The organism is Thiemannella venezuelensis (assembly GCF_014203605.1).
GTDB lineage: Bacteria > Actinomycetota > Actinomycetes > Streptosporangiales > Streptosporangiaceae > Planomonospora_A > Planomonospora_A venezuelensis.
The window spans coordinates 181,007-206,145 of record NZ_JACHJJ010000015.1 but is presented as its reverse complement, the minus strand read 5'-3'; the positions used below and the strand labels follow the sequence as shown (position 1 = coordinate 206,145).

The 25,139-nt window shown below is 72.2% G+C and carries 26 protein-coding genes and 1 tRNA gene; 15 read left to right on the top strand and 12 right to left on the bottom strand.

What is annotated here, in order from left to right; translation table 11 throughout:
* The 3 genes from FHS22_RS22300 to FHS22_RS22290 all read right to left on the bottom strand — a co-directional run.
* The coding region (locus tag FHS22_RS22300) for a flavin reductase (protein WP_184944438.1) at positions 1–351 on the bottom strand (351 nt) is incomplete at its 3' end.
* Positions 348–1,595, bottom strand: coding sequence for a styrene monooxygenase/indole monooxygenase family protein (locus FHS22_RS22295; RefSeq protein WP_184944437.1), 1,248 nt, complete (start codon positions 1,593–1,595; stop codon positions 348–350). The genes FHS22_RS22295 and FHS22_RS22300, both read right to left, overlap by 4 nt.
* Positions 1,596–1,751: 156 nt before the next feature.
* Complete coding sequence (locus FHS22_RS22290; protein ID WP_184944435.1) at positions 1,752–2,741, bottom strand: AraC family transcriptional regulator; 990 nt, start codon at positions 2,739–2,741, stop codon at positions 1,752–1,754.
* A 210-nt stretch (positions 2,742–2,951) separates the two neighbouring features.
* Between FHS22_RS22290 and FHS22_RS22285 the strand changes: the two genes are divergently transcribed.
* The 3 genes from FHS22_RS22285 (at position 2,952) to FHS22_RS22275 (ending at position 7,045) form a co-directional block, all read left to right on the top strand.
* Positions 2,952–3,809, top strand: coding sequence for a phosphotransferase family protein (locus FHS22_RS22285; protein ID WP_184944433.1), 858 nt, complete (start codon positions 2,952–2,954; stop codon positions 3,807–3,809).
* Between the two features lie 101 nt (positions 3,810–3,910).
* Positions 3,911–5,056 carry a carboxylate-amine ligase gene (locus FHS22_RS22280; protein WP_184944431.1) on the top strand — a complete coding sequence of 382 codons (1,146 nt, stop codon included), beginning with the start codon at positions 3,911–3,913 and terminating at the stop codon, positions 5,054–5,056.
* A gap of 204 nt (positions 5,057–5,260) precedes the next feature.
* On the top strand, positions 5,261–7,045 hold the full coding sequence (locus FHS22_RS22275; protein ID WP_221473951.1) for a glycoside hydrolase family 43 protein: 1,785 nt from the start codon (positions 5,261–5,263) through the stop codon (positions 7,043–7,045).
* A 44-nt stretch (positions 7,046–7,089) separates the two neighbouring features.
* Here FHS22_RS22275 and FHS22_RS22270 read toward each other — a convergent pair whose 3' ends face one another.
* On the bottom strand, positions 7,090–7,404 hold the full coding sequence (locus FHS22_RS22270; RefSeq protein WP_377296087.1) for an MmcQ/YjbR family DNA-binding protein: 315 nt from the start codon (positions 7,402–7,404) through the stop codon (positions 7,090–7,092).
* A 194-nt stretch (positions 7,405–7,598) separates the two neighbouring features.
* Between FHS22_RS22270 and FHS22_RS22265 the strand changes: the two genes are divergently transcribed.
* Both FHS22_RS22265 and FHS22_RS22260 read left to right on the top strand, forming a co-directional pair.
* Complete coding sequence (locus FHS22_RS22265) at positions 7,599–8,228, top strand: hypothetical protein (RefSeq protein ID WP_184944428.1); 630 nt, start codon at positions 7,599–7,601, stop codon at positions 8,226–8,228.
* Between the two features lie 181 nt (positions 8,229–8,409).
* Positions 8,410–8,802 carry a hypothetical protein gene (locus FHS22_RS22260; protein WP_184944426.1) on the top strand — a complete coding sequence of 131 codons (393 nt, stop codon included), beginning with the start codon at positions 8,410–8,412 and terminating at the stop codon, positions 8,800–8,802.
* 15 nt (positions 8,803–8,817) lie between these two features.
* On the opposite strand, the gene FHS22_RS22255 is transcribed toward FHS22_RS22260, so the two are convergent.
* Entirely contained in the window at positions 8,818–10,881 is a 2,064-nt protein-coding gene (locus FHS22_RS22255) for a hypothetical protein (RefSeq protein ID WP_260408163.1), read from the bottom strand.
* A 110-nt stretch (positions 10,882–10,991) separates the two neighbouring features.
* Here FHS22_RS22255 and FHS22_RS22250 point away from each other — a divergent pair, with 110 nt between their 5' ends.
* On the top strand, positions 10,992–11,825 hold the full coding sequence (locus tag FHS22_RS22250; protein ID WP_184944424.1) for a helix-turn-helix domain-containing protein: 834 nt from the start codon (positions 10,992–10,994) through the stop codon (positions 11,823–11,825).
* Positions 11,826–11,927: 102 nt separating this feature from the next.
* On the opposite strand, the gene FHS22_RS22245 is transcribed toward FHS22_RS22250, so the two are convergent.
* From FHS22_RS22245 to FHS22_RS22230, 4 genes are all read right to left on the bottom strand, one after another.
* A complete protein-coding gene (locus FHS22_RS22245; protein ID WP_184944423.1) occupies positions 11,928–12,428 on the bottom strand; it encodes a hypothetical protein in 501 nt (166 codons plus the stop codon).
* A 14-nt stretch (positions 12,429–12,442) separates the two neighbouring features.
* Entirely contained in the window at positions 12,443–12,964 is a 522-nt protein-coding gene (locus FHS22_RS22240) for a hypothetical protein (RefSeq protein WP_184944421.1), read from the bottom strand.
* Between the two features lie 62 nt (positions 12,965–13,026).
* On the bottom strand, positions 13,027–14,106 hold the full coding sequence (locus FHS22_RS22235; protein ID WP_184944419.1) for a lipase family protein: 1,080 nt from the start codon (positions 14,104–14,106) through the stop codon (positions 13,027–13,029).
* A 65-nt stretch (positions 14,107–14,171) separates the two neighbouring features.
* Entirely contained in the window at positions 14,172–15,605 is a 1,434-nt protein-coding gene (locus FHS22_RS22230) for an MFS transporter (protein WP_184944418.1), read from the bottom strand.
* A gap of 450 nt (positions 15,606–16,055) precedes the next feature.
* Between FHS22_RS22230 and FHS22_RS22225 the strand changes: the two genes are divergently transcribed.
* Entirely contained in the window at positions 16,056–16,673 is a 618-nt protein-coding gene (locus tag FHS22_RS22225) for a hypothetical protein (protein ID WP_184944416.1), read from the top strand.
* A 430-nt stretch (positions 16,674–17,103) separates the two neighbouring features.
* Here the strand turns inward: FHS22_RS22225 and FHS22_RS22220 are convergent, their stop codons facing one another.
* Complete coding sequence (locus tag FHS22_RS22220) at positions 17,104–18,012, bottom strand: amidohydrolase family protein (protein WP_221473949.1); 909 nt, start codon at positions 18,010–18,012, stop codon at positions 17,104–17,106.
* An 85-nt stretch (positions 18,013–18,097) separates the two neighbouring features.
* Between FHS22_RS22220 and FHS22_RS22215 the strand changes: the two genes are divergently transcribed.
* Both FHS22_RS22215 and FHS22_RS22210 read left to right on the top strand, forming a co-directional pair.
* Entirely contained in the window at positions 18,098–18,982 is an 885-nt protein-coding gene (locus FHS22_RS22215; protein WP_184944414.1) for a LysR family transcriptional regulator, read from the top strand.
* Between the two features lie 382 nt (positions 18,983–19,364).
* Positions 19,365–20,294: an ATP-binding protein gene (locus FHS22_RS22210; protein WP_221473948.1), complete on the top strand. Its 930-nt coding sequence runs from the start codon at positions 19,365–19,367 to the stop codon at positions 20,292–20,294.
* Positions 20,295–20,425: 131 nt separating this feature from the next.
* Here the strand turns inward: FHS22_RS22210 and FHS22_RS22205 are convergent, their stop codons facing one another.
* Positions 20,426–21,664 carry an IS1096 element passenger TnpR family protein gene (locus tag FHS22_RS22205; RefSeq protein ID WP_184944413.1) on the bottom strand — a complete coding sequence of 413 codons (1,239 nt, stop codon included), beginning with the start codon at positions 21,662–21,664 and terminating at the stop codon, positions 20,426–20,428.
* A 138-nt stretch (positions 21,665–21,802) separates the two neighbouring features.
* Between FHS22_RS22205 and FHS22_RS22200 the strand changes: the two genes are divergently transcribed.
* From FHS22_RS22200 to FHS22_RS22175, 6 genes are all read left to right on the top strand, one after another.
* Positions 21,803–22,408, top strand: coding sequence for a DUF6461 domain-containing protein (locus FHS22_RS22200; protein WP_184944412.1), 606 nt, complete (start codon positions 21,803–21,805; stop codon positions 22,406–22,408).
* 311 nt (positions 22,409–22,719) lie between these two features.
* On the top strand, positions 22,720–22,926 hold the full coding sequence (locus FHS22_RS22195; RefSeq protein WP_184944411.1) for a hypothetical protein: 207 nt from the start codon (positions 22,720–22,722) through the stop codon (positions 22,924–22,926).
* Between the two features lie 310 nt (positions 22,927–23,236).
* Positions 23,237–23,443, top strand: a complete 207-nt coding sequence (locus tag FHS22_RS22190; RefSeq protein ID WP_184944410.1) for a hypothetical protein — start codon at positions 23,237–23,239, stop codon at positions 23,441–23,443.
* Positions 23,444–23,771: 328 nt separating this feature from the next.
* On the top strand, positions 23,772–24,332 hold the full coding sequence (locus FHS22_RS22185) for an SMI1/KNR4 family protein (protein ID WP_184944408.1): 561 nt from the start codon (positions 23,772–23,774) through the stop codon (positions 24,330–24,332).
* A 67-nt stretch (positions 24,333–24,399) separates the two neighbouring features.
* Positions 24,400–24,621 carry a type II toxin-antitoxin system RelE/ParE family toxin gene (locus FHS22_RS22180; protein WP_338047880.1) on the top strand — a complete coding sequence of 74 codons (222 nt, stop codon included), beginning with the start codon at positions 24,400–24,402 and terminating at the stop codon, positions 24,619–24,621.
* A complete protein-coding gene (locus FHS22_RS22175; protein WP_184944406.1) occupies positions 24,618–24,947 on the top strand; it encodes a helix-turn-helix domain-containing protein in 330 nt (109 codons plus the stop codon). The genes FHS22_RS22180 and FHS22_RS22175 overlap by 4 nt, the downstream gene beginning before the upstream one ends.
* Before the next feature lie 93 nt (positions 24,948–25,040).
* On the opposite strand, the gene FHS22_RS22170 is transcribed toward FHS22_RS22175, so the two are convergent.
* Positions 25,041–25,112 (bottom strand) — tRNA-Val (locus tag FHS22_RS22170).
* Between the last annotated feature and the right edge of the window lie 27 nt (positions 25,113–25,139).

The following is a 25,139-nucleotide window of genomic DNA, read 5'->3' as shown; positions in this document are numbered from 1 at the left end:
GCCCCGCCCGCGGCGGCCCCCGGCCGCGGGGCCCCGGCCCCCCCGGGCCGGGGGGGGGGGGGGGGGGGGCCCCCCCCCCCCCCCCGCGGGGGGGGGGGGGGGGGGCCCCCCCCCCCGCGACAGGTGGTCCTGGTCCTCGCGCAGCACGTTGACCGCGAACCGCCCGGCCGCCAGGAAGAGCGGCGCGCTGGGGGCCCGCCGGGACAGGCACCACAGGACCAGCGGCGGGTCGAGCGAGACCGAGGTGAACGAGTTGACGGTGACCCCGGCCCGCTCCCCGGCCGGGGTCACGGTGGTGACCACCGCGACCCCGGTGGCGAACTGCCCGAGGGCGTCGCGCAGCGGTCTCACGACGGCTCCCCCGCCCCCGCGGCCGCGGTGGCCCGCGCCAGGTAGTCGCGGGCCCCGGCCGGGTCCAGGAACCACTCCGCGAAGTCCGAGGGGTCGTCGAAGCCGTTGACGAAGCGGGAGGCCACCTCGGGCAGCCCGCCCGCGGCGCCCAGGAGCTCCAGCACGTGCGGGGGCGGGGGCGCCAGCAGCGCGTTGGTCCACGCGGTGACGTGCCGGGCCTGCGCCCAGTAGCCCTCGAAGGTCCGCTCCATCCAGCCCGCGTCGAACGGCCTCTCCCCGTGCTCCAGGATGGCGGCGAGGTAGGCGGCGGCGCACTTGGCAGCGTTGCCCGCGCCCTGCCCGGTGATCGGGTCGTTGAGCACGACCACGTCGGCGACCCCGAGGACCGCCGCGCCGGAGGGCAGCGTCGCGACCGGCCGGCGGACGACCGGGGCGAACCGGCCGGACAGCACGCCGCCCGCGTCGGTGAGCTCGACGCCGGCGCAGCGCTCGGCCTCCCACGGCAGGAAGGTCTCCAGCACCCGGCGGCTCCTGGCCAGGTGCTCGGCGGGGGTGCGCACGTCGGCCCAGCAGTCCATCGGCCCGCCGGGCACGCCCTCGAACACCATGATCTCGCAGGGGCCGCCGGCGGTGAGCGCCGGGAAGACGAAGTACTCGCCGACCCCGGGGACCACGTTGAAGCAGACCGCGGAGTGGCCGGGCCGCGGGGTGAGGCCGGTGACGTAGGTGAGGGCCAGCGCCCGCTGCGGGGCGTCGTACGGCGAGCGGGAGGCGTCCCGCTCGAACAGCGAGGCGATCTCGCCCTTGCCCGCGGCGACCATGACCAGGTCGTACTGGGCGGCGTAGGCCTCCAGGTCCGCGGCCGTCGCGTCATGGACGACGATCTTCCCGCCGAGCCGCTCCACCTCGTCCATCCACGCGGGCATCTTCAGCCGCTGGTCGACCGAGCGGGCGGGGGTGTCGAGCCGGGCCGCCCAGTCGATCGCCCGGCCGCCGTCCGGCCCGGCCACGGTGAACTGGATCCCGTCGATCGGCGGGCAGCCGTCCCCCCACAGGTCCAGGCCGACGGCGCGCTCGCAGGCGAGGGCGGTGCCGAACATGGCCTGGCTCGACATGACCCGGCCGCCGCGGATCTCGTCCGGTGTCCGGTTGGAGACGACGGTGACGTCGTAGCCGTTGCGCAGCAGCCCGGCCGCGAGGTGGAGCCCCGCCTGCCCGGCGCCGACGATGAGGATTCTGCGCATGGTGGTGTCCTGCTCTCCAGATGGTGGGGATGGTCGATCGGCGCCTGGAGAGAACGGTACGGCGGGCGCCGCCGCGGCGGCCATCCGCTCAGCGCGGGTTCCGTCCGCCTGGCGCGGGATCGTCTCCGCCTCCCCGCCCGATGTCAGCGCCCGATGTCAGCGCCCGCGCAGCGTCAGCGACGGCGGCTGCCCGTACCTCGCGCGGTAGAGCGCCGCGAACCGCCCCTGGTGCAGGAAGCCCCAGCGCGCGGCCACTCCGGTCACGGTGCACCGGGCGGGGTCGCCGGCCGCCAGTTCCTCGTGGACCCGTGCCAGCCGCACGTCCCGGAGATAGGCCATCGGGGTCAGGTCGAGGTGGCGGCGGAACCCCTCCTGCAGGGAGCGGCCGCTGACCGCCACGGCGCGCGCGACGTCGTCGGTCGTCAGCGGCTCGTGGGCGCGGGCCTCGATGAACTCCATCGCCCGGCGCACCACCTTGGGCACCGCGGGCGGCCGGGGCGCGGCCAGCCTCCCCGAGTAGTTGGAGGGCTGCATGGTCAGCAGCGAGCTGAGCATGGCGTTCTCCAGGTGGGCGACGGCCAGCGGCTGCGCGGCGAGCCCGTCGTCGTGCTCGGCCTCCCTGACCACCAGGTCGGCCATCGCCCGCCAGGCCCGCGCCCAGCCGGCGGTCATGTCCATCCCCAGGTCGAAGACGACCGGCCGGTCGAGCCGCTCGCCGAGCATCTGCTCCAGGGCGCCCTCGACCGCCCGCCGGTCGAACTTGACGATCAGCTGGGGGCAGCCCGCCTCCCAGCGCATGTCGAGGTACTCCGTCGGCGACGGCAGGGAGGCCAGCCGGGGCGTCGAGACGATCTCCTGGCCGCCGCACCGGATCAGGCTCCGCCCGGCCAGCGGGATCTGCACGAGGAAGAACGACTCCAGCTCGCCGGGCTCGATGCGGACCCCGGACCCGTAGTCCAGGTAGCTCAGCCGTACGGCGCCGAGCTGCGCGGAGTTGAACCGCACGGCCGGCCGCACGAGGTCCCCGGCCGGCCGCAGCAGATGCGGGCAGAACACCCGCGCCACCTGCTCCCGGGCCTCCTCCAGGTCCCCGGTGGCGAACAGCGGCCTGTTGCCGAGCGGGACCCGCTCTGCCGTCTCACCCATCGACGTTCCCGCCCTCGGACGCCCGTCACGTGTGCGCGGCGGCGCGGGATCGCGCGGCCGATCCCCTCATGGTCGCCGCCCCTGGCGCGCACGACCATGCACAAATGCATACTGGCCGCAGGCGGCCATCCGCACCGCGGTTCCGGCGGCGCGACCGACGTCCTCGGCCGAGCCGCGGGCGGTCTCCCGCCGCCCGGTTAGGGTGCGGACATGTTCGACGAGATCGGCGCCCTGCTCGCCCGCCACCTGCCCGGCCACGAGATCCGCTCCGTCGTCCTGCTGGGCGAGGGGTGGGACAACGTCGTCTACGAGGTCGACGGGGAACTGCTCGTCCGGCGCAGCAAGGAGGCCGACCCCGTCCTGCGGGGCGAGACGGTCCTGCGCGAGGCGGAGTTGCTGGCCGCGGTGGCCCGGCTGTCCACCCTGCCGGTCCCGGAGCCGGTCTTCGCCGACGCCGGCGCGGGCGTCCTCGCCTACGCGAAGCTGCCCGGCGTGCCCCTGATCGAGCACCGGGTGGCCGAGCCGGCCCGGCTCGCGCCCGTTCTGGGCGCGTTCGTCAGCGGCCTGCACCGGGCTCCGGTGGCGGAGATGGAGGAGCTGGCCGGCCGGGACGTCCGGCCGGGGGCCGAGTGGCTGCACGAGGCCGGGCAGGACTACCGGGAGATCGCCGCTCTGGTGCCCGCGGCGGCCCGCCGTACGGTCGAGGAATTCCTCGGGCGCACACCGCCCGGGGAGCCCCGCACGCTGGTGTTCTGCCACAACGACCTGGGTGACGAGCACGTGCTGGTGGATCCCGCCACGGACGCCGTCACCGGGATCATCGACTGGACCGACGCGGCCGTCGCCGACCCCGCCCACGACCTGGCGCTGATCTACCGGGATCTCGGCCCGGAGGTCTTCGACCTGACCCTGGCCTGCTACGAGGGGGCCTGGGAGGAGGCCGACCGCGAGCGGGCCGTCTTCTACGCCCGCTGCACGCTCCTGGGGGACATCGCGTACGGCGTGCGCACCGGCGCCCGCCTCTACACGGAGACCGGCCTGGCCCAGCTCGGCCGGACCTTCGCCTGACGCGTCCCGCCGCCGGCTCCCGGCGGCCCCGACGTGCCAAGGCCGGTTTTCGGGGCAGATGGCGGAAATCCATTGAGCGGCGTATTTCTGAGGTGATGGGGATGACGCGGTACACAGAGCCGATCACGGTCGGCGTCGAGGAGGAGTTCCACATCGTCGACGCCGAGACCCGGCACCTCGTGCCGCGCTCCGGCGCGCTGCTGCGGCGGTTGCCGGAGGACCGCTTCGTCCCCGAGCTGCAGCGTTCGGTGGTGGAGGCCAACAGCAGGCCCTTCACCCGCCTGGAGGACCTGGCGGAGGAACTGGTCGGCCTGCGCCGCACGATGATCCGGGCCGCGGACGGGCTCGGCCTGGGGATCGCGGCGGCCGGAAGCGTGCCGCTGGCGAGCGAGGAGGCGCTGAAGATCTCCCGGGACCCCCGCTACGAGCAGATGCTCGACGAGTACCAGGTGCTCACCCGCGAGCAGCTCATCTGCGGGACCCAGGTGCACGCCGAGATCGACGACCGCGATCTCGCGGTCGCCGTCGCCCACCGCCTGTCCCCCTGGGCGCCCGTGCTGCTCGCGCTGAGCGCCAGCTCGCCGTACTGGCTCGGGCGCGACACCGGATACGCCGCCTACCGCCCGCTCGTCTGGCAGCGGTGGCCCACCGCCGGCCCCATGCCCGAGTTCGGGTCGGCGGCGGAGTACGCCGAGACGATCGACGAGCTCGTGCGATCGGGTGTGATCACCGACCCGGGAATGATCTACTTCGACATCCGGCCCTCCGACCACGTCCCCACCATCGAGCTGCGGATATGCGACTCGTGCCCCCGCGTGGGCGACATCGTGCTGATCACCGGCCTGTTCCGCGCGCTGGTGGCCCGGGAGCTGGAGGCGGCCCGGGAGGAGGACCCCCGGCAGATCCGGCCCGAGCTGGTGCGCGCCGCGACGTGGCGGGCGGCGCGCTCCGGCCTGGAGGACGATCTCGTCGACCCCGAGGACGGCACCCCCCGGCCGGCCGGCGACGTGATCCGGCGGCTGGTGGACGACCTGCGGCCGGAGCTGGAGGACGCCGGCGACTGGGAGCTCGTCGCAGCGCTGGCCCGGGAGGCGCTGGCGCGGGGAAGCTCCTCGGCCCGCCAGCGGGAGGCGTTCGCCCGCGACGGCCGGCTGACCGACGTCGTCGACCTCCTCCTGGCCGAGACGCGGTCCGAGGAGTGGCGGCCCGAGACCGCCGGTCCCCGCGACGGCAGCAAGGCGGCGTAACCCCTTCCCGCGGACGGGGGGAGGGCTGCGCGTCGCCCCTCCCCCGCCCCGGCACGGCGGTGCCCGTCGTCCGCGGCTCCACCCGATCCGCCGGAACCCGATGAGGAATCGGCTATGTACAACGTTGAATACAACGTTGTACAAAGATCTGGGAAAAGGATCGCCCGGTCGGGGCCAGGGTGGGCGGGAGCGGAAGAGGTCTTCATGGGCACGAGAGTCGTCCAACGCGCGATCATGGCACTGGCGGGAGCGGCCTGCCTCCTGGCGGCCGCCCCGGCCACCGCGGCCCCGGGGCCGCCGGACGCCCCGGCCGCGGCCCCCGGCGGGAAGCCGGGCACCTACACCAACCCGGTCAGCCGCGCCTTCGCCGACACCTTCGCCGACCCCGCGGTCATCCGCGGCGAGGACGGCTGGTGGTACGCCTTCGGGACCAGCGACCCCCTGCGGGAGGGCGAGGGGATCCGGCACCACCTGCCGATCTCCCGGTCGCGGAACCTGACCGACTGGAGCTACGTCGGCGACGCCTTCACCGCCGAGACCCTCCCCGGCTGGGCCGACACCGCGGCGGGCGCCGCCCTGTGGGCGCCGGACATCCGGCGGGTGGACGGCGAGTACCGCCTGTACTACGTGGTCACCCAGACCACCGTCACGCCGGAGCAGAACGACAACGCGATCGGGATGGCCACCGCGCCCACGCCGGCCGGCCCGTGGACCGACTCGGGCGCCCCGGTCGTGGACCCGCGCCGGGGCGGCGGCGGGCCCGGCGACTTCAAGTGGACCTTCGACCCGAGCCACGCCGTCGACGCCGACGGGACCGAGTACCTCGTCTACGGCTCCTACTACGGCGGGATCTTCATCACCCGCCTCGACCCCACCGGCAGGAAGGCCGTGGGCGAGCCCACGATGATCGCCATCGACAACAAGTTCGAGGGCGGCTACCTGCTGCGCCGCGGCGGCTACTGGTACCTGTTCGCCTCCTCCGCCGACTGCTGCGCGGGCCCGACCACCGGGTACAGCGTCTACGCCGGGCGCTCCCGCTCCATCACCGGGCCCTACGCCGACCGGGAGGGCGTCCCGCTGGTCGCCTCACGGGCCGGCGGCACGATCGTCATCGCGCCGAACGGCAACCGCTGGGTGGGCACCGGGCACAACGCCGTCGTGACCGACCCCGCCGGGCAGGACTGGCTGGTCTACCACGCCATCGACCGCGCCGACCCGTACCTCGACGAGCCGTTCGGGATCAACGAGCGGCCCATGCTGATCGACCGGCTCGACTGGATCGGCGGCTGGCCGACCGTCCGGGGCGGCGCGTGGGCCTCGGAGGACCCCCAGCGGGCGCCCGGCCGCGCCGGGCCCGTGAAGGTCGCGCCCACCCCCCGGCCCGGCCCGGTCGACCGCGCTCGCAGCGACGAGTTCGACGGCCCGGCGCTCCGCCCCGGCTGGAGCTGGGTGCGCGCGCCGCAGGGAGAGCTCACCGGCGGGGCACTGCGCTGGCCGACGCAGGACGCCGAGCTCAACAGGGACACCAACACCGCCTCGGTGCTCCTGCGCGAGGCGCCCGAGGGCGACTGGACCGCCGAGACCAGGCTCCGCATCGACCTGGGCACCGACACCGTCCGCAACTACCAGCAGGCCGGCCTGATCGCGTACGCCGGGGACGACCTCTACACCAAGCTCGTCCACGTCGCGATCTGGAACACCCGCCAGACCGAGTTCGGCAAGGAGATGCCCTACGCCGGCCGGATCGCCTACGGCGGCACGATCGTCGGGCCGCCCGCCGAGGAGACCCGCCTCCGGCTGGTCCACCGCGTCGACCGGCGCAACGGGGAGCACGAGCTCCGCGCGGCCACCAGCCGGGACGGCCGCACGTGGATCTTCGGCGGCGTGTGGACGCTGCCCGCCGAGGCCGACCTGCGCGTCGGGCTCATCTCCCTGGGCGGCGCCGGCGCCACGGCCGAGTTCGACTACTTCCGTCTCCACCGGCGCTGACGGACCGTCCGCCTCCGAGGCGGGGCGGGGCCGGGAGGACCCGGCTACCGTCCCGCCTCGTGCGCGTCGACGAGCTGCTTGGGCGCCGTCAGGCACCACGCCTCGGTCACCAGCTCGAACAGCTCGTCCGCCTCGATCTTCGCCAGGTGCACCACGACCCAGCCGAACTGGCCCGCGGTGAACTGGATCTCGAAGACCTCCGGCCGCTCCGCCACCAGGGCGAGCTGCTCGGCGATCGTCGACTTGAGGCCGACGGTCTCGGTCCGCTCCCACAGGTAGCCGAACCCCTTGCCCCGCACCTTCAGCGAGATCCAGTCGCCGCCCTCGCCCTGCCGGACCTCGGGCAGCCTGTCCAGCATCTCCAGGAACTCGTCCACGCTCACAGCCATGGCCCACACCTACCAGAGCGTCCCGACATTTTCCCGCGCGGCTACTTCGTGCGCGACCATTACGTGGACACCGGCGGCGCCGCGGCCTCCCCGCGGAGCACGCGCCCGCGCGTTCCGGCCCCGCGCCCGCCGCCCGGTGACCCGCCCCTCACCCCGGGAGGTTCGTGTTGATCGCAGAACAGTACGGCTACACCGTGCTGCCGGGCCAGGCCGTCGCCACGCCCGGGGTGGACGCCGTCCTGCGCCGCCGCGAGCGCGCGGGCGCCGTGTGGAGCGCGGCCGGGCTGCTCCCCCAGGGCGGGCTCGCGGTCGTCCTCCTCTCCCAGGGAGGTCCGGCGGCGGCGATCGGCGCGATGCTCGCGGTCGCGTTCTCGGTGACGGCGGGCCTGGCGGTGTTGTGGCGCCGCGCGCGGCGCAGGGAGCGGCGGATCCTGGAGACCTACGGCTGGCAGGTGTGGCCGTGCCGCGGCCAGTCGGTGAAGGTCGTCTCCGGCAGCGGCGAGCGCTCCCGGGGGCGCCGGTGGAGCACCGAGGGCAGGGTGGTGCTGCTGCAGCCGGACGGCCAGAGCCACTGCTCGTTCCCGCCTCCGGGGGACGGCTGGGACGGGCCCCGGCCCGGGGGCCCGGTGGCGGGCGACGAGGTGTGGTTCGCCGGCGACACCCGCTTCGGCGGCGTCCTGGCGGTTCCCGGAGGCATGCCGTTCCGCTACGTCACCCGCGGTAAGCCGGGCACGAGGCGGGGCACTCCCGGCGAGGACGAGCTGGCCCGCCGCTCGGGACTCATGAAGGGCTGAGGGCTCGGGACTCATGAAGGGCTGAGGAAGGCGTCGGCGACCAGCGCGGGATCGTTGCGGAACACCGCGCAGCCCCACGCGCCGAGCACCGGCCGGCGGTCCGCCGCGGGTCGCGGTTCTGTCGCCCGGCACTGTTATAGATGTCGCCATCACACTCTGTATGAGCAAATAAGGTGATTCGGTGACTTCGGTAACGTTCCGCGATGAGACGGCGACGGGCCGGGCCCTGGCGGAGTTCTCCCTGCCCGGTCTGCCCGAGCGGATCTCGGCCCGGGAGCTGGTACGGCTGCGCGTGCGCGAGGAGGTGGCCCGCCACAACGCCGCGCCCTCCCACCACTTCCACGGCCTGGTCAAGCCCACCGACGCCGAGGCCGAGCTGAACGGCTACCGGATGCGCGCCGCCCGGAGGCTCGACTGGGAGCGGCAGGCCGACGCGGCCGAGGCCGCCTTCGCCCGCAACGGCTTCCTGCTGCTCGTCGGCGACCGCCAGATCGAGGACCTGGACACCGAGATCGACCTGATCGCCGACCCGGTGGTGTCGTTCGTCAGGCTCGTGCCCCTGGTCGGCGGCTGACATGGACGCACGGGGTCACCGATTCGGCTGATAACAGCAGAGCCGCCCTGTCCGTATGGTGGTGCGCAGTTCCTCGCCGATGATCGGGTCGGCGGCCGCGATGCGGGCGACGGCGCGCCGGATGGCCTTGCCGACCGAGACGCGGGCGCGCTCCTCGTTGTCGGTGAAGTTCCGGGCACGCCCGGCCAGACCCGTCGCGGACGCCAGTTCGTCGATCAGCCAGTCGCGCTCGGCCCGCACCTGCTCGGCCCGGGCGATGTCGTTGGCCGCCTCGTGCTCGTCGAGCTCCTCCTGCAGCAGCGACAACCGCCTGCGGTAGGCCCGCACGGCCTCCTCGTCCAGCGCCCGCTGGGCGGTTCCGGCGCCGGCGGCCACGACCGCCTCGTTGTGCGGCACCGGGCCCGCGGCCAGCTCGACGGCCGGAATCTCGTACCGCGGATTGGCCAGCAGGGTCGCCAGGTAGGCCATTCCGAGGCTGTGTTCGACCTGGACGCTCCGGCGGCCCAGCCCGACCGTCCACCGGCGGCCTTCGCGCCGGCAGCCGACGAGCGGCCGGCGGCCGCCGGACCCGGCGGCCGTGACCGCGACGTGCACCTCTCTCCCGGCGGGCAGGACCATGCCCAGCTCGGCGGCCTCGCGCATGGCCGCCTCCAGTTGCCGGCCCGCCTCGGCGGCGTCTCCGTCCCCCGCCCTGAGCACCAGCGCCTGAGCCCACCGCATGCGCGACAGGGCCGCCGCCGGCCAGTGCCCCATGGCCAGGTTGTCGCGTACGGCCGCCTGCAGATGCCCGACCGCCCGCTGGGCGTCGCCCATGGTCAGCGCGGCCACACCCAGGGAGTGCCGGGCGGAGCCGAAACACGCGACGCCGAGGCTGACCACCATCGGAAGCCGGGCGAACGGGCCGAGCAGCTCGTAGGCCGCGGCCGAGGTCTCGGCGTCCCCCAGCAGGTGCGCGGTCTCCACGATCCCGAACATGGCCGCCAGCCAGGTGCTGGACCGGGGCAGCAGCGCCAGGTCGCGCCCCCGCAGCCGCGCCAGCGCGCCGGCCGCCTGCCGGCGGTCTCCGGCGGTGGCCGCGGCCACCGCCAGCGCGGCCAGATAGGCGTTGTCCACGGCGCTGAGCTCCGGCGAGTTCACCGCCTCGGCCAGCATGGGGGCCAGCTCGGCGATGCGGCCCTGGTACCAGCGGATGGCCACCAGCTGCGCGCCGTACCAGTTGGCGGCGTCCGGGTCGCCGGCCCGGACGCCCTGCTCGGCGCAGGCGGCCGCCTCGGCCTCGGCCTGCGCCAACCGGCCCGCGCGGATGCCGAGCATCACCTCGATCGCCCGTACCACGAACCCGACCGCCAGATGGTCCTGCCGGGCCAGCAGGCCGCGCAGCTCCGCCAGGTGGCGCTCCGCGTGCGGGTCCGCGTCGAGGACGTGGTCGAGGGTGCGCCACAACAGCCCCATCAGCAGATCGCCGCGGCACGAGGTCCGGAAGCTCGCGGCGATCAGCTCCCGGGCGAGCTCGTGCCGCGTCTCGCTCTGGCCGGGACCCAGCAGGCACTGGTGGGCCAGGCTGGCCGCCTCGGCCCGTGCCGTCGGGTCACCCGCCCGCCTGGCCTCCTCCAGCATGGCGACGACGGCCGCGTGCCCGCCCGACCGGTAGTCGGCCTCGGCCGCCAGCCGTACCCTGAGCCGGAGGGCCAGCGGCGACCGCGGGTCCACCATCGTCAGCGCGTGCCGCAGCCGTGCCTCGATCGAGGCGCCGGCCGTCATGCCGCGGTGTTCGTGCACCCACAGACCGGACAGTCCCAGCACCGCGGAGGCCGCCGCCGGGCCGTCGTCCCCGTTCTCGGCCGCGCGGTAGGCCGCCTCGAAGTGCTCCCGGCTGGACCTCAGGTCGCCGTCGGCGCACCGGGCACGCACCCCGTCGAGGAGCAGCGGCCCGATGCCGTCCCCCGGCGCCGTCGAGGCCGCCTCCCGGTGCGGCAGGAAGCCGTCGGCGCATGACCGGCAGATCCTGGGGCTCTCGCGTCCGTCGTCCGTCCTGCCGCGGACCAGGACCAGGGACCGGCGGTCCACGGCAGCGGTCATGTCGGTGGCTCCTCGGATCGGTCTGCGATCAGGTTGCCACCGGGCGGTTGCATTTTTCTTGAACATCCTTGCATGGCGAACCGCCATATCCGTCGCATAACCTCGCCAGGGTGCGAACATCCGTAGCACTGGCGGTCCGGCCCGGTCTCACGGTCTCGGCGGTGACCTGCCGCGACGACCACACGGGATGGTCCGGCGCCGAGACGCACGACGACTACCGGCTGGTGCTCGTCAGCCGCGGCAGGTTCCGCAGGATGGCCGACGGGCTGGCCGAGACCGTCGATCCGACCATCGCCTACCTCGGCGTCCCGGGCGAGGAGGAGCGCTTCTCCCACCCTGCGGGCGGCGACGTGTGCACCTCGGTGAGGATCACCCCGGAGTTGTGGCGGACCCTGGCCGGAGACGGCGGGCGCCCGGCCCGCCCCGCGGTCTACACGGACGCCCGGCTCGACCTCGTCCACCGCCGCTTCCTCGCGGCCACGGGGTACGGCCCCGCCCGCCCCGGGAGCGGAGACCACGACTACGCCCTCGCGGAAGAGCTGCTGTGCCTGGTCGCGGCCGCGCTGGACCAGGTCCTGCCGGGCAGGACCCCGGCGGACGACCGCCCCTCCCGCAACGATCGCGCCCTGGTCGTCCGGGCCCGTGAGGCCATCGCCGACGATCACCCCGCCGCCGGGGGCCTGTTCCCGCTCGCCGAGTTGCTGGGCGTCTCGCCGTACAGGCTGAGCCGGGCCTTCTCCCGGGAGCTGGGCGTCTCCCTGACCCGCTACCGCAACCGCGTCCGCGTGGGCCGGGTGCTCGACCGCCTGGAGGCCGGGGAGACCCGCCTCGGACCTCTGGCCGCCGACCTCGGCTTCGCCGACCAGGCCCACCTCACCCGGACCGTCCGCGACTTCCTGGGCCACACCCCCGCGGTCCTGCGCCGGCTGCTCACCGGGGGGTGACCGCTCCGGCCGCCCGCGCGTCCCGGCGGAGCGGGGCGGCGGGAGGCCCGCCGCCCCGCTCCGCGGGAGGCCCGGGGTCGCGCTTCCCCGGGCCGCCCGGCCTCACGACTCGAAACTGGTCTGCACCACGTTCGTGTTCTTCGTCATGCGGGAGTAGCCGGGCGCCTCGAAGACGACCTTGACGTAGATCTCGTCCTCGTCGCCCTCGTACACGTCGTCCTCGTCGAGGTACTTCTTACAGTCGAGCGTCGGGTGGGAGAGGATGATGAGCCCGCCCCCGTTCCGGTCCGACCCCGCGCTCAGGGTCGCGTTGGGCGCCTTGTACAGCCGGTTGTCGTAGATGGGGTCGTCGCCCCAGACCTCGATCCGGGCCGTCGCGCCGCTGCCGACCAGATACTGCGCCTGGGCGTTCGTCATCCCGACCTTGGCGAGGGTGACGAGCTTGCACTGCGAAAGGCCGGGGCCCGTCCTGGTGATGTGCAGGTGGGCGGTCAGCTTGCCGGGTATGTCGTCGGCCTGGGCAGGGGGGGTGAGCACGGCGGCCGCCGCGGCGGCGGCGCCGAGCACGGCGACCAGGCGGGTGATTCTCTTGATCGTGGACATCGTTCCTCCGGTGTTCATCGAGGCTGGTTGCGACGCAGCTGCTTGCGCGTCCTGACATAGCGGTTGGTCGGGGGGAGCCAGCACGTCACGACGGCCAGCAGGGCACCCAGGGCGGCCAGGGCCGCCAGGACTCCGGTGATCGGGGACACCATGTCCGTGAGGTCCCGCAGCCCGAGGAGCACGGCGACGGGGGCGACGACGCTCAGCACGACCCGGGCCCACGTCCTGCCGTCGCGGACGGCCGCCAGGAGCAGGCCGAACACCACCGCGAAGAAGAGCCAGGCGTACGCCCGCGCCTGGAGGGAGCCGAACGCCGTCTCCACGACGGGGTCCAGAGCCGCCGAGCCGGCCTCGACGCCGAGTTCCTCCTGCAGGTAGCCCCGGAGCAGGCTCCGGCCCGCCACCAGGGAGACCGCCGCCGACGCCAGCATGGCCGCGGCGGCCGCGGCGACGGCCAGGGTGGCGGTCGCCAGCGTCCTGGGCTTGTACGCGTTGCCGCCCACCACCTGGTGGGCGGTGGGGATGTAGTCGTTCACTCGCATTCCTTTCGACGTCCCGTACGGCTCGCACGCCGTACGGACAGCGGTGGCGGAGACCTTCAGCCGAGCCGGCCGGCGAGCCACTCGACGGCGTCCGGGGCTCCGGCGAACGCGCCCGCGAGGTGCTCCTCGGCCTGCACCCCGGCCCACGTCACATCGGCGCCCCGGGCGGCGTAGTCCGCGAACAGCCGCCGCCCGAGCTCGGTGGGGACCAGCAGGTCACCGAGGACGTGGTAGAGGTAGACCGGCGCGTCCGGCCGGTGGCGGCCGTTCCTCTCCCGGTCGAGAAGATCCCGCCAGACGGGCTCGTCCCAGGGCTCCTCGCGGACCGTGTGGTGGTGCATGGGCTCGGGGAAGTCGACGATCAGGCCGGCGGCGTCCAGGGTCGCGGCCCGGGCGGCGGCCGCCCTCCCGCTCTCGCTGAGGATCGCCTCCAGGGCGGAGTCCCGGTGGGCGCGGGCCAGGCCGACGAGGACCGCGAGCCCGAGCCCGGAGAACGGTCCGCCGTCGATCGCCTTCGCCACCGCCCGCAGGTCGGAGGGGACGCCGCCCGCGGCCACGCCCCGCAGGTCCAGGTCCGGCGCGTAGGAGGGCTGGAGTTCCGCCGCCCAGGCGGCGTAGCGCCCGCCTTCGGAGTAGCCCCAGACCAGCACGGGCCCGCCCGCGGGCGGGCACCCGTCGAGCCCGGTGGCCGCCCGGACGGCGTCCAGCATCGCGTGGGCGCCCGACCGGCCCGCGCCGTAGGTGTGGGGGCCCGGCATCCCGAGGCCCTCGCCGTCGGTGACGGCGACGGCCCAGCCGCGGGCCAGCGCGAGCTCGATCAGCGCGGTCTCCATCTCGTTGCCCGACCGCATCAGGTGGCTCGGCGCGGCGTCACGGCCCAGGCCGTGCACGCCCACCCCGTAGCTGAGGATCGGCCGCGGGCCGGCACCCGCCCAGGGCGCGGAGGGGACGAGGACCGTTCCCGAGACCGCGACCGGCCGATCGCGCGAATCGGTCGAGGCGTAGACCACCTGCCAGGCGGCGGCCTCCGCATCGATCTTGATCTCGACCTTGCGGGAGCGCAGAAGCCCGCCCGGAGGGCCGACGCGGTCGTCCCAGGCGTAGAACGGATCGGCGCTGGGAGGAGGAACAGACATGGCATGGCCTTTCGAGGAGGTTCTCCGGCTGGTTTTCCTGCTGGTTTTCCGAGGGATGGCGCGGGTCAGCGCTTGGGGGCCGTCCACACGGCGACGACGAGCGCGAGTACGGCCAGCCCGCCCGCGACGGCGAAGCCCTGGCCGAATCCCGCGACGAGCGCCTCCCGCGCCGCGTCCGGCGAGGGCGCGGCGGAGGCGGCCCGCTCGGCCAGGTCCGCCCTGGTCGCCGAGGCCGCCAGGGCGGCCAGCACGGCGACGCCGATCGTGCCGCCCACCGCCTGGAAGGTGCTGAGCAGCCCGGACGCGATCCCGGCGTCCGCCTCGGCGACATCGGTCATGGCCGAGGCGGCGTTGGCCACGAACGTCGTGCCCACCCCGGCGCCGAGGCCGATGAGGGCGGGCAGCAGCAGGGCGGGATAGGAACTGCCGGCGTCGACCATCACCAGGGACAGCGCCGCGACCGCGGTCGCCGCGGTGCCGCCGAGCACCAGCGTCCGTGCCCCGGTGACGTGCACGAGCCGCCGGGTGACGATCGCGAAGACGAGCACGCCGAGCCCGATCGGCAGGAACCTGAGGCCCGCCTCGATCGGCTCCTGGCCGAGCACGTCCTGCAGCGCCCGGCTGAGGAAGAAGAAGGACGGGTAGAGGCAGGCGAACAGCAGTCCGGCGATGAGGCAGGCGCCCAGCCGGGTGCGATGGGCCAGGAGCCTCAGCGGCAGCATCGGCTCGGCCGCCCCCCGCTCCACCAGGGCGAAGACCGCCAGCAGCAGTACGGCCGAGGCGAGGGCGACGGTGGAGACCAGGTCCCCCCAGCCGTCGATGCCGGCCCTGATCACGCCGTACACCAGGGTGGTCAGCGCGGCGGTGCCCACCGCGGCGCCCAGCACGTCGAGACGGCGGCGCGCTCCGGTCGACTCGGGCAGCACACGTGGCGCGGCGGCCAGCAGCACGACCCCTATCGGCACGTTCACCAGGAACACCCAGCGCCAGGAGGCCAGCTCGGTCAGGACTCCGCCCAGGACGAGCCCGATGGTGATGCCGAGGCCCGCCATGGCCCCGTAGGCGACCATGGCCTTCGTGCGGCCCGGCCCCGGAGGGAAGAGCGTCGTGATCAGAGAGAGGGTCGTCGGGGTGGCGAGCGCCGCGCCGACCCCCTGCCCGGCCCGCGCGGCGAGCAGCAGCCCGGGATCGTACGCGAACCCGCCGAGCAGGGAGGAGGCCGCGAACACGGAGATCCCGATCATGAGCGTACGGCGGTGCCCCACCAGGTCGCCGGCCCGTCCGCCCAGGAGCAGCAGGCCGGCGTAGGCCAGGGTGTAGGCGTCGATCACCCAGGCCAGCCCGGCGTCGGACAGGGCGAACTCCCGCTGCATCGCGGGCAGGGCGAGATTGACGATCGTCACGTCCAGCGTCGCCATCAGCTGCGCCGTGCAGATCAGCGGTATCGCGAACGCGCTCAGCCGCCTCCCGGACCTCCCGGGAACATTGACCGCAGTCATCTCCGTCTCTCCTTCACCGTGGGCCGCCTTGACGTCGCGGGATCCGCTCGCCGTCCGCTCGCCGTGGAAGACCACCGGGTGTGGAACGCGCCAATCCGTCCTTCAGGAGAAGCGCTGACAAGCGGGACATCCGCCAAGGTGTTCCATCCCGTTCCGCCCCCGTTCCATCCCGGGGCCACCGCCGGGTCCACCGCCGGGTCCACCGCCGGGTCCACCGCCGGGTCCACCGCCGGGTCCACCGCCGGGTCCACCGCCGGGTCCACCGGCACGGTCCCGCCGTACCGGCGCCGTGAAGACCGGTGACCGGCCCCTGGCCGTCCGACGGCAGGACGGCGGCGACATCCGCGCCCCCGAGGTGAGCGGCTCTACCGATCCGCTATGCCTTGTGCACCCAGCACACATGTGAGGCGTCTTCCTCCCGTCCGGCCCCCTAGTCTCGGGAGACACTCCATGCGCATCCATCGCGTGCTCACCGGCCTGGTCCTGCTCACGTCCACGCTCCTCACCGCCCCGCCGGCGGCGGCCGCGCCGTCCAGGACCGCGACCGTCCACGAGGGGTCGGGTGACGACGTGTTCCGCGTCAAGACGACCAAGGACCGCGGCATCATGAAGATCACCCATACCGGCGAGCAGAACTTCGCCGTCTGGTCGCTCAAGCCCGGCGGCGACAAGAACGACCTGCACGTCAACCGGATCGGCGACTACTCCGGCACCGTCGTCTACAACCTGTACGGATGGCACAAGACCTCAGCGTTCGAGGTCAACGCGGACGGAGACTGGAAGATCGAAATCAAGCCGATCACGTCCGCGCCGCTGTGGAAGACCGCAACCGTCCGCCTGTCCGGGGACCGGGTCTTGAAGCTGCCCGCGCCGACGAAGGGCCTCCGGACGATGCGGTACCGGCACGCCGGCGACGCCAACTTCGTGGTGTACGCGTTCCCGGGCACGGGCAACCCGAGTCTGCTCGTCAACAAGATCGGCAAGGTGAGCGGGAAGGTCGCCATCCCCGCCGGCACCCGATATGTGAGCGTGTCCGCCAACGGCGCCTGGTACCTGGTGCGCAAGTAGCCTGCGCACCACCGAAAACCCCTCTTCGCACGACGAGAACGCTCGACGCCTCCGAAAGCACGGAGCCCCTGGCCTGCCGATGCAGGTCAGGGGCGTGATTGCGGGAACCAGCGGGTTCGGATGGGGAAGCTCGACCAGTACAGGAGCAGCAGCCCGAGGACCGCCAGGGAGCCGGCCGGCTGGCCGGCGGGTTCACGGGAAGACCGGTCCTCCGGCGGGCCGATGGCACGACGCCCCGTTTCCTTGGTCGGAAACGGGGTGTTTTCGCTGGTGGGGCTACCGGGTTCGAACCAGTGGCATCTCGCTTGCAGGGCGATCCGAGCAGGTCCCCGACGATGATCTTCGACTGCGCTCCCTGTCCGTCCACCGGCGTCCGGCCCCGCCTGTGGTCGTTGCCGCTCGTTCGTCACCCGGTCCGGGCCGGTCCGCATCAGTCGCGCTCAGCGGGCGGGCGAGAGGTGCTCACCGGTTCCACCGGACCTGTCCGAGCGGACGAGGCCCCGGTCGCCGGACCGCCAGGCAGCCGGAAGACGCGCCGGGCGGTTCCTCCCAGGAATTCGGCCCGGGCGCCGTCCGTCAGACCGAGCCGCTCGATCTGCGCGAGGGCGCGGTCGTGCGGAAGCTGCGGCCAGTTGGTGCCGAACATGACCTTCCCGCGGCCGTAGGTGTTCATGAAGTGCACCAGCTGCGGCGGGTAGTAGCGGGGCAGGTACGCGGAGGTGTCGATGTAGACGTTGTCGTGCTTCCACGCGACGCCGATCATCTCGTCCGTCCACGGATGCCCGATGTGGCCACCGACGATCACCAGCTCGGGGAGGTCCAGCGCCACCCTGTCCAGGTAGGGCACGGGCCGCCCGGTCTCCGAAGGCTTCAGGGGGCCGGTGTGGCCGACCTGGGTGCAGAACGGGACGCCGAGCTCGACACAGGTGGTGTAGAGCGGATAGTAGAGCCGGTGGTCGGGGGGCAGCTCCCACAGCCAGGGGACCACCCGCAGCCCGACGAAGCCGAGCTCCTCCACCGCGCGGCGCAACTCCCGGACGGCCCCGACCGGGTCGGCCAGGTCCACCGAGGCCACTCCCGCGAACCGGTCAGGATGGGCCCGGACGAAGACCGCCACGTCGTCGTTGCTGATCACCCATCCGCCCGGCCGGTGCCACGCCGACAGCAGCAGCACGTCCACCGCGGCCCGGTCCATCAGCTCGACGAGCTCGTCGGGATCGACAGGCCTGTCGATCAGCTCGGCGCTCCCCGACTTCTCGAACAGCCGGGTGATCTCAGGCACGGGCAGGCGGCCGGGGCGCCTTCCGAGGGTGGGCTGGGCCCAGACGTCGACTATCACGGATCCACCGTGCACCGCCCCCTCCCAGCGATCAACGCCGGAAACGACGGCTATCGTGCACTGAGGCTCATCGATCGGAGACGTCATGGAGCTGGGCGAGATCGAGGCGTTCCTCACCCTGGCCGAAGAGCTGCACTTCGGACGTACCGCGACGCGGTTGCATGTGTCGCAGTCACGGGTCAGCCAGCTCATCAGGTCCCTGGAACGGCGGGCCGGCGGACCGCTCTTCGAACGCACCAGCAGGCGGGTCGCGCTCACCGCACTGGGAGAGCGGTTGCGCGAGGACGCCGCGCCCGCCTACGACGGCCTGCACGACGCGCTGGCCAGAGCACGAGCGACCTCCAGGACCATGGGCGGTGAACTGCGCGTCGGATATCTGCCGAGCCTCGGCGGCGCCCCGCTCACCGACGTCGCCGACGCCTTCCGCCGCGCCCACCCCGGCTGCTCCGTCATCCTGCGGCAGGTCACGATGACGGAGCTGACCAGGGCGTGGAGCGGCGAGGTGGACATCCAGGCCACCCTGCTCCCCGTCGACGAGCCCGGTCTCACCGTCGGTCCCGCCATCGGAACCTACGAGCGGCTGCTCGCCGTGGCCGACGACCACCCGCTCGCCGCCGCCGGACGGGCGAGGCTGGAGGACCTGGCCGACTACCACCTGCCCGCCATGCCCCCCGGCATCCCCTCGGCGCTCCACGACTCCTACTGGCCCGCCCGCACGCCGAGCGGCCGGCCCATCATCCGGATCACGGTGGACGGCACCTACCGCGAGGCCCTCCACCTCATCGCCCGCGGCCGGATCGTGCTCCCCACCGACAGCGGTACCGCCCGCTTCCGCCGGTACCCGGGGGTGACCTGGCTGCCCATCATCGACATGCCCGCGGCCCGCGCCGTGCTGACCTGGCGCACCGCGGCCGAGAACGCGAGGGTCCACGCCTTCGCCGGGCTCGCGGCCAGAATGATCCAACAGTGACGCCGGTCGGGGTGGCTGCATACCGGTGAAGGAAACCAGCGGCCGGGGCGCCCGAGGGGTTCCGTTGGCCCTCCGGCGGCGAGGACCTGAACGAGATCTGCTGCGTGCCATCGACCATTCCACCATTACGGTAGCGACCATTTCACCATCAGAGCAGCGACGATCTCACCGTGATCATGGCGTCTATCTCACCGTCTCTGACATGATGGGCGGATGGTCACCACACCTCTGGGGCATCTGGTCCGACGTCGCGCGGAGCAGGCTGTCGCGGACGCTCTGACCGATACCCGCGTCGTCCTGGTCAACGGCGCCCGGTAGTCAGGGAAAAGCACTCTGGTCCGGCAACTCGCCAAGACCGGAGGCACCGAGTGGCGCGATCTCGATGACCCGGCAGGCGGCGCTGAGCGACCCCAGCGGATTCGTCGACTTTCCAGAGCGGATGGTCATCGACGGGAGCCAGCGGGCCCCCGAACTGCTGCTCCCCATCAAATCGCAGGTGGACGCCGACCCGAGGCCCGGCATATATCTGCTCACCGGCTCCTCCCGGCAGACCCGAGCGGACTACGCCGAGCGCCTGGTGCGCGGCGGTTACCCCGAAGCGGTCGCCCGCACCAATGCCCGTCGCAGGCAACGATTCTTCGACTCCTACGTCGGCGACCTGATCAACCGCGACGTGATGCGGCTGTCGGAGATCGAGCGCACCGCGGAGCTACGCGCGTTGATCAAACTGCTGGCGGCCAGGTCCGGCCAGTTGTTCGTCGTCCAGGCACTGAGCCGTGATCTCGGGCTGCCCGGCACCACGACCGCGAGGTTCCTGGCGCTGCTGGAAGAGGTCTTCCTGGTGAAGCGTGTTCCCGCCTGGTCGAAGAACATCGGCAACCGGGCCGTCCGCACCCCCAAGACCGCCTTCGTCGACTCGGGTGTGGCCGCGAACCTGCTCGGTGCCGACGCCCGAGGCCTGCTCCGGCCGGGCTCCGCGTTCGGCCCGCTGCTGGAAGGGTTCGTCCTCATGGAACTGTCCAGGCAGACGACCTGGTCGGACACCCTGGTCGAGCTCTACCACTACCGGACCAAGGACAAGGTGGAGGTCGACGCCATCCTGGAGACCCGCCGGGGCCAAGTGGTAGGTGTCGAGGTCAAGGCCGCGTCCACCGTACGGCCGGAGGACTTCAGAGGGCTCCGTCACCTCGCCGAACGTGTCGGCCCCGACTTCGTCGCCGGACTGGTCCTGCACACCGGCACCCACACCTTCTCCTTCGGAGACCGCATGCTGGCCGTCCCGGTGAGCGCGCTCTGGGAGACACACCCGTAGCCGGTGCGACCGTGCAGGCGCGGACCTCCGTGGTCTGGAGCTCATCGGCGCCGACCCGCGCAGGCAAGCCTGGTTCACCGGCCCCGGCACGTGTGCGCCCAGGCGATGCGGTCCCAGGCCGGCACACCGGATCAGGCGAGCTCCAGCAACGCCCGCCGCGCCGTGTCCGGGTCGAAACGCGCCGCGTCGAACTCGTCGGCGCTCGCCAGCCCGGCCCAGCCCACCAGGTGCTCATGATCCTCATGGGCGGGGTCGGCCAGAGCCGCACGGAACTCCCGGTAGCCCCACGTCCCACCGCAGTCCTCCGGCGGGCACGCCCCCTCCCCCGCCATGACATCGGGATATCGCGCGCTCTCGCCAGCCGCCAGGATCTGCTCGACGACGATCTCGTGCTCCCAGCTGTCGCCCAGGTCGTACTCCCAGCCGATCCGGGCGCCCGCCCCGCTCACCACGTCGGCCAGCCTGACCGCCGTCTCGTCGCCCAGGTCGAGGTCCCACTCTCCCGAGGGGTGGCCGTAGCGTTTCTCGCCCACGGTGAAGATGTGCAGATGGTAGCCCTCCCAGCCCATCACGGCCACCAGGATCCGGTGCAACCGGGCCAGTGTGATCCCCGCCGACACCCGCGCCCGCCGCCACACCACCGGATCCCCGGTGCCCAGCAGCGTCACCTTCAGCTCGTACACCGGCTCTCCCGGACCGGCCTCCCCCAGACTCCGCCGCAGCGCCCCGAGGCCGAGTGCCGTCAACTCGGCCACCCCGCCGGCGACCTTGATCGCCCCCAGGTGGTCCAGCACCGCCAGCACCCGATCGGTGTCCCGGTCGTTGATCCCCCGCACCCCCACCCGCTCCGGCTCTTCGATGATGAAGGGCGCCGACGCCCGGTCCCATGACAGCTCGCGCAGCTCCGCCACCGGTACGGCTCCGCCGTACAGCCGGGCCAGCAGCAGGCGGACCACCGGCGCGAACTCCTCATGGAGCAGCGAGGACCGCCAGTACCCTACTGGGCACACCGCATCCGCCAGGGTCGGGAACGCCTCGAACGCCGCCTCCCACAACGCGTGCGGCCGCGTCAGCAGCCCGGCGGCCTTCTTCACCGGGACCACCCGCCCCTTGACCGTCCGTACCAGACCAGCCGCCCTGGCCCACAGGAACACCCGCGTCAACCCGGGCAACTCCGCGCTGGACTTGGTCCGGAACACCCGGTCGCCGATCCTCGGGTCGAGCTCATCACCGGTCTCCAGCAGAGAGACCAGCGCCCTCGCGTCCGCCAAGGTGATCTGGCCGGTCGCGGTCAGCTTCCGGCCCGCGCCCACCCACTCGACGAACGCCCGCAACTCCCGCACGACCGGAGACTCTTCCGCCGCATCCACCGTGCCAGTAAAACGGATTCGGCGCCCTGCGCGCCGACGGAACATCCAAGTCTCAAAGAAATCGACTCTTTGTTCGCATGTTTCGGATTTGTCGGCTACTGCTGCGATCATGCCACTCACCTGATCAGAGGAGTGGCGATGACAGAGATCCTTCAAGAATTCCCCTGGCTCTCCGAGCACGAAGGGCTGGGTGAGATCTACTGCGTTTCCTTCGTCCGGGATCTGTCCCCGGAGGAGGTCCTCCGCCGGTTCGGCGTGGACGAGAGCACCGTGGAGGAGGTGGCGTTCGACGAGCTGGATGAGCGCTCGGTGGAGAGCATGCGGGACGACGCGGCCGGTTACATCGGCGCCGTGAAGGTCGGGGCCTGGACCCTGGTCATCGAGCCGGGGGGATGGCAGATCGCCGTCGACCGGGAGATCAGGGCGCGGGTCTCGCGGGGAACCGAAGTCGTGTCGGTCTGCCGCCATGACTACGCCTCGGACAGCTTCGTCTACGTCGTCGACGGCGAGCCGGTCGTCTGGTTCGACCCGATGCTCCCGGACGCGCGGTCGGGCAGCGATCCGGACCGCTTCGTCGAGGAGATGCGCGAGGTCGGGCTGGACCCCGACCACGACATCGGCGACTCGCACATCGACTTCTGGCTGGAGCGTTCGTTCGCCCTGGCGGGCAGGATCACCGGTCTTCCCCTCTCCCCGGAGATGCTGGAGCTGCCCTTCCTCGGCGCGGAACCGCTTGAGGATTGATCGACGGGCCGCCCGGAGACCGGTCTGCCGACGAGCTCAGACGCTCATGATATAGCGAGTCAGTATTCTCAACGGGCGGCGCTGACGGACCGGTCCCGTCCTTGGCATTGGACTGACGTTGCAACCATGAAGCGCGCACAGCAGTATCAGGCCGCCTCCATCGCGGTGCTCGCGGGCTGGCTGGCCGATCATCCCGATGAGGAGACACGCTGGCGCCTGCTCGCCGAGTTCCTGGAAGAGTACCGCCACGAGCCGGCTTCTTCCCGGGTGAGGTTGTTGTCCATGGAACCCCCCGGCATCGGTGACTCTCGATGGGACGTCTTTCTCGCCGCACTGGCCGAGCACCTCGCGGCCAGGGACGGTACGGGAGCCCCCCGTGGGCCGAGACCCGGAGGCTCCGGCGCTTCTGGTTCCCCTTCAACACCCCCGCCGCCCGCGTGGACGCCTTCGTCCACGCCCCCGCGTCCTTCCGCCGCCGCGGTGTTTTCATCCACCCCCAGGAGCTGGAGGTCGCGTGAGCGACGCCCCTCCCGGGCTGCGGTCGAGGACGCTTTCCGGCGCCTCGGTGACCGTCTCGCCCGGCGCGGAGTCATCGCCGATCTTTACGTGTTCGGCGGGGCAGCCCTGGTGCTCGCCTACGACCCCCGGCGCTCCACCCGGGACATCGGCGCCGTCTTCGAACCCCATGGAGTCGTCCTGGACGAGGCGCGAGCAGTCGCATCCGAACTCGGACTACCGTCATGGTGACTCAACGAGCAGGCCAGCGCCTATGTCGCCCCTGGCACGGACGATTCGGCCCGCCGGCTCTTCGACCATCCGGGACTGCGTGTGTCCGCGGCCTCACCAGAACACCTGCTCGCGATGAAAGTCCTGGCCGCTCGGCGACGGGACACCGGCGACATTCGCACCCTCGTCGAGCGGCTCACGCTCGGCTCCGTAGACACGGTCCTCGCCCTGTGCACGGAGATCTTCCCCGACGAGCCCGTTCCCGACCGTGCCCGCCCCATGCTGGAATATCTGTTCGACGAGAGCTGACGGCAACGTCTGCCAGTGGGCGAATGGCACGACGCCTCGTTTCCATGATCGGAAACGAGGCATTTTGGCTGGTGGGCGCTACCGGGTTCGAACCAGTGACATCTCGCTTGTAAGGCAATCTCAACGACTCCCCGACCAGGACCGATACCGGGTCTGGGCTGGGACTACGCTCTCTGGCCGTCCACCAGTGTCCAGCCGTGTCCCCGGTCGCTGTCACCCAGAAGACATCCTTAAGACCGCATCAGGAGAACGACGCTCCTTTGGGAGGGGCGGCTCTGGCTTTGTGCTGTACGTGCAGCAGCTATTCGAAAGGGATACCTTCTGCACAATGAGTGCCCAGTACGCATGGCCTGAACGCTTCCCTGCAAGGCGTCCGGTGATCGAGGGTTCTGATCACCCGGCGGTCAGTCCACTCGGTGAACTGCATCCCCCAGCTGCCGAAGCAGAGGTCCACCGGTTTGAAGAGCGGCTGGGCATGGAGTTGCCGCCGAGTTACCGGCGGTTCCTCCTGTTCGCCAACGGGTGGGGCAACGACGATGACTGCTGCCTGCTACGCGTCGAAGCAGCCGGTTGGCTCCGCGATGTCGATCCCTCGATCGCCGAGAGCTGGTCAGCGCCCAAGCAGGAGAACTCATGGAGCGTGCCCGACGAGCTCTACTTCGTCTACGGGCCGGAGCAGGACTCCATCCGTTACCGAGGGGAGTATGTGCCCGACACCCTCCTGATCGGATATTGGGATGACGGGGTGGCTCTCCTCAATCCCCGCGTCAGCACCGCTGAAGGTGAGTGGGAAGCCTGGTATCTCGCGCCGTGGCTGCCCGGGGCTAACCGCTACAGGTCCTTCTGGGACCTCGCAATGGACGAGCTGCGAATGCGCTACGCACGCTGATGTCCCATCCGTCGTTGAGCTTCGCCCGCTCGGACGCACCGAACCTCGTGAGGATTGATCGGCATCCGTGGGAAGACCAGAGGAACTCCGTCCAGGCTCCCGGGGGCGATCAGAGATTAGAATCGTCTTCATCTTCGACCCCGACAGAGAAGCGATCTTCCTCGTGGCCGGGGACAAGGCAGGCAAGTGGTCGCGCTGGTATGACGAGGCGATCCCGCTGGCCAAGTCCCGCTACGCGGAGTACCGCGCGGAGAAGAAGGCCCAGAAGACCAAGGAGGACAGGCGATGAGTCCTGCACGCCGCTGGCAGGAGGTCAAGGCCGAGGCCCACCGGCTCCATCCCGAGTTGGCTGCCCCGGAGCGACAGGCCGCCGCCGAAGCCAAGCTGGATGCCTACGTGGCCGGTTACCACTTGAAGGAACTGCGCAAGTCTCTCGGCAAAACCCAGGCCGACGTCGCCGCAGCGCTCGGCATCTCCCAGTCTCGGGTCTCCCAGATCGAAAACGGTGATCCCGACGCCATGGAGCTGGAGACTCTCCGTGCTTACGCGGCCGCGCTAGGTGGACACGTCGATGTGACGATCAGTGTCGGCCCGCACTCCGTCAAGGTCGCCTGAGGCAGGCGACCTGTCCGTGAGCGGCACAGTCAACAGCCGACTGATCGAAAAACAAGGCCCTGGACCTGTTTCTTCAGGCCCAGGGCTCTTCTGTGGGCGCTACCGGGTTCGAACCAGTGACATCTCGCTTGTAAGGCGAGCGCTCTACCGCTGAGCTAAGCGCCCGGGAGTCCCGGCGGAACAGACGGGACA

Coding starts and splice junctions, on each gene's coding strand:
- FHS22_RS22295 (WP_184944437.1), bottom strand. CDS start 1,595: ATGCGCAGAATCCTCATCGTCGGCGCCGGGCAGGCGGGGCTCCACCTC.
- FHS22_RS22290 (WP_184944435.1), bottom strand. CDS start 2,741: ATGGGTGAGACGGCAGAGCGGGTCCCGCTCGGCAACAGGCCGCTGTTC.
- FHS22_RS22285 (WP_184944433.1), top strand. CDS start 2,952: ATGTTCGACGAGATCGGCGCCCTGCTCGCCCGCCACCTGCCCGGCCAC.
- FHS22_RS22280 (WP_184944431.1), top strand. CDS start 3,911: ATGACGCGGTACACAGAGCCGATCACGGTCGGCGTCGAGGAGGAGTTC.
- FHS22_RS22275 (WP_221473951.1), top strand. CDS start 5,261: ATGGGCACGAGAGTCGTCCAACGCGCGATCATGGCACTGGCGGGAGCG.
- FHS22_RS22270 (WP_377296087.1), bottom strand. CDS start 7,404: ATGCTGGACAGGCTGCCCGAGGTCCGGCAGGGCGAGGGCGGCGACTGG.
- FHS22_RS22255 (WP_260408163.1), bottom strand. CDS start 10,881: ATGACCGCTGCCGTGGACCGCCGGTCCCTGGTCCTGGTCCGCGGCAGG.
- FHS22_RS22245 (WP_184944423.1), bottom strand. CDS start 12,428: ATGTCCACGATCAAGAGAATCACCCGCCTGGTCGCCGTGCTCGGCGCC.
- FHS22_RS22235 (WP_184944419.1), bottom strand. CDS start 14,106: ATGTCTGTTCCTCCTCCCAGCGCCGATCCGTTCTACGCCTGGGACGAC.
- FHS22_RS22230 (WP_184944418.1), bottom strand. CDS start 15,605: ATGACTGCGGTCAATGTTCCCGGGAGGTCCGGGAGGCGGCTGAGCGCG.
- FHS22_RS22225 (WP_184944416.1), top strand. CDS start 16,056: ATGCGCATCCATCGCGTGCTCACCGGCCTGGTCCTGCTCACGTCCACG.
- FHS22_RS22215 (WP_184944414.1), top strand. CDS start 18,098: ATGGAGCTGGGCGAGATCGAGGCGTTCCTCACCCTGGCCGAAGAGCTG.
- FHS22_RS22210 (WP_221473948.1), top strand. CDS start 19,365: ATGACCCGGCAGGCGGCGCTGAGCGACCCCAGCGGATTCGTCGACTTT.
- FHS22_RS22200 (WP_184944412.1), top strand. CDS start 21,803: ATGACAGAGATCCTTCAAGAATTCCCCTGGCTCTCCGAGCACGAAGGG.
- FHS22_RS22195 (WP_184944411.1), top strand. CDS start 22,720: ATGGGACGTCTTTCTCGCCGCACTGGCCGAGCACCTCGCGGCCAGGGA.
- FHS22_RS22185 (WP_184944408.1), top strand. CDS start 23,772: ATGAGTGCCCAGTACGCATGGCCTGAACGCTTCCCTGCAAGGCGTCCG.
- FHS22_RS22175 (WP_184944406.1), top strand. CDS start 24,618: ATGAGTCCTGCACGCCGCTGGCAGGAGGTCAAGGCCGAGGCCCACCGG.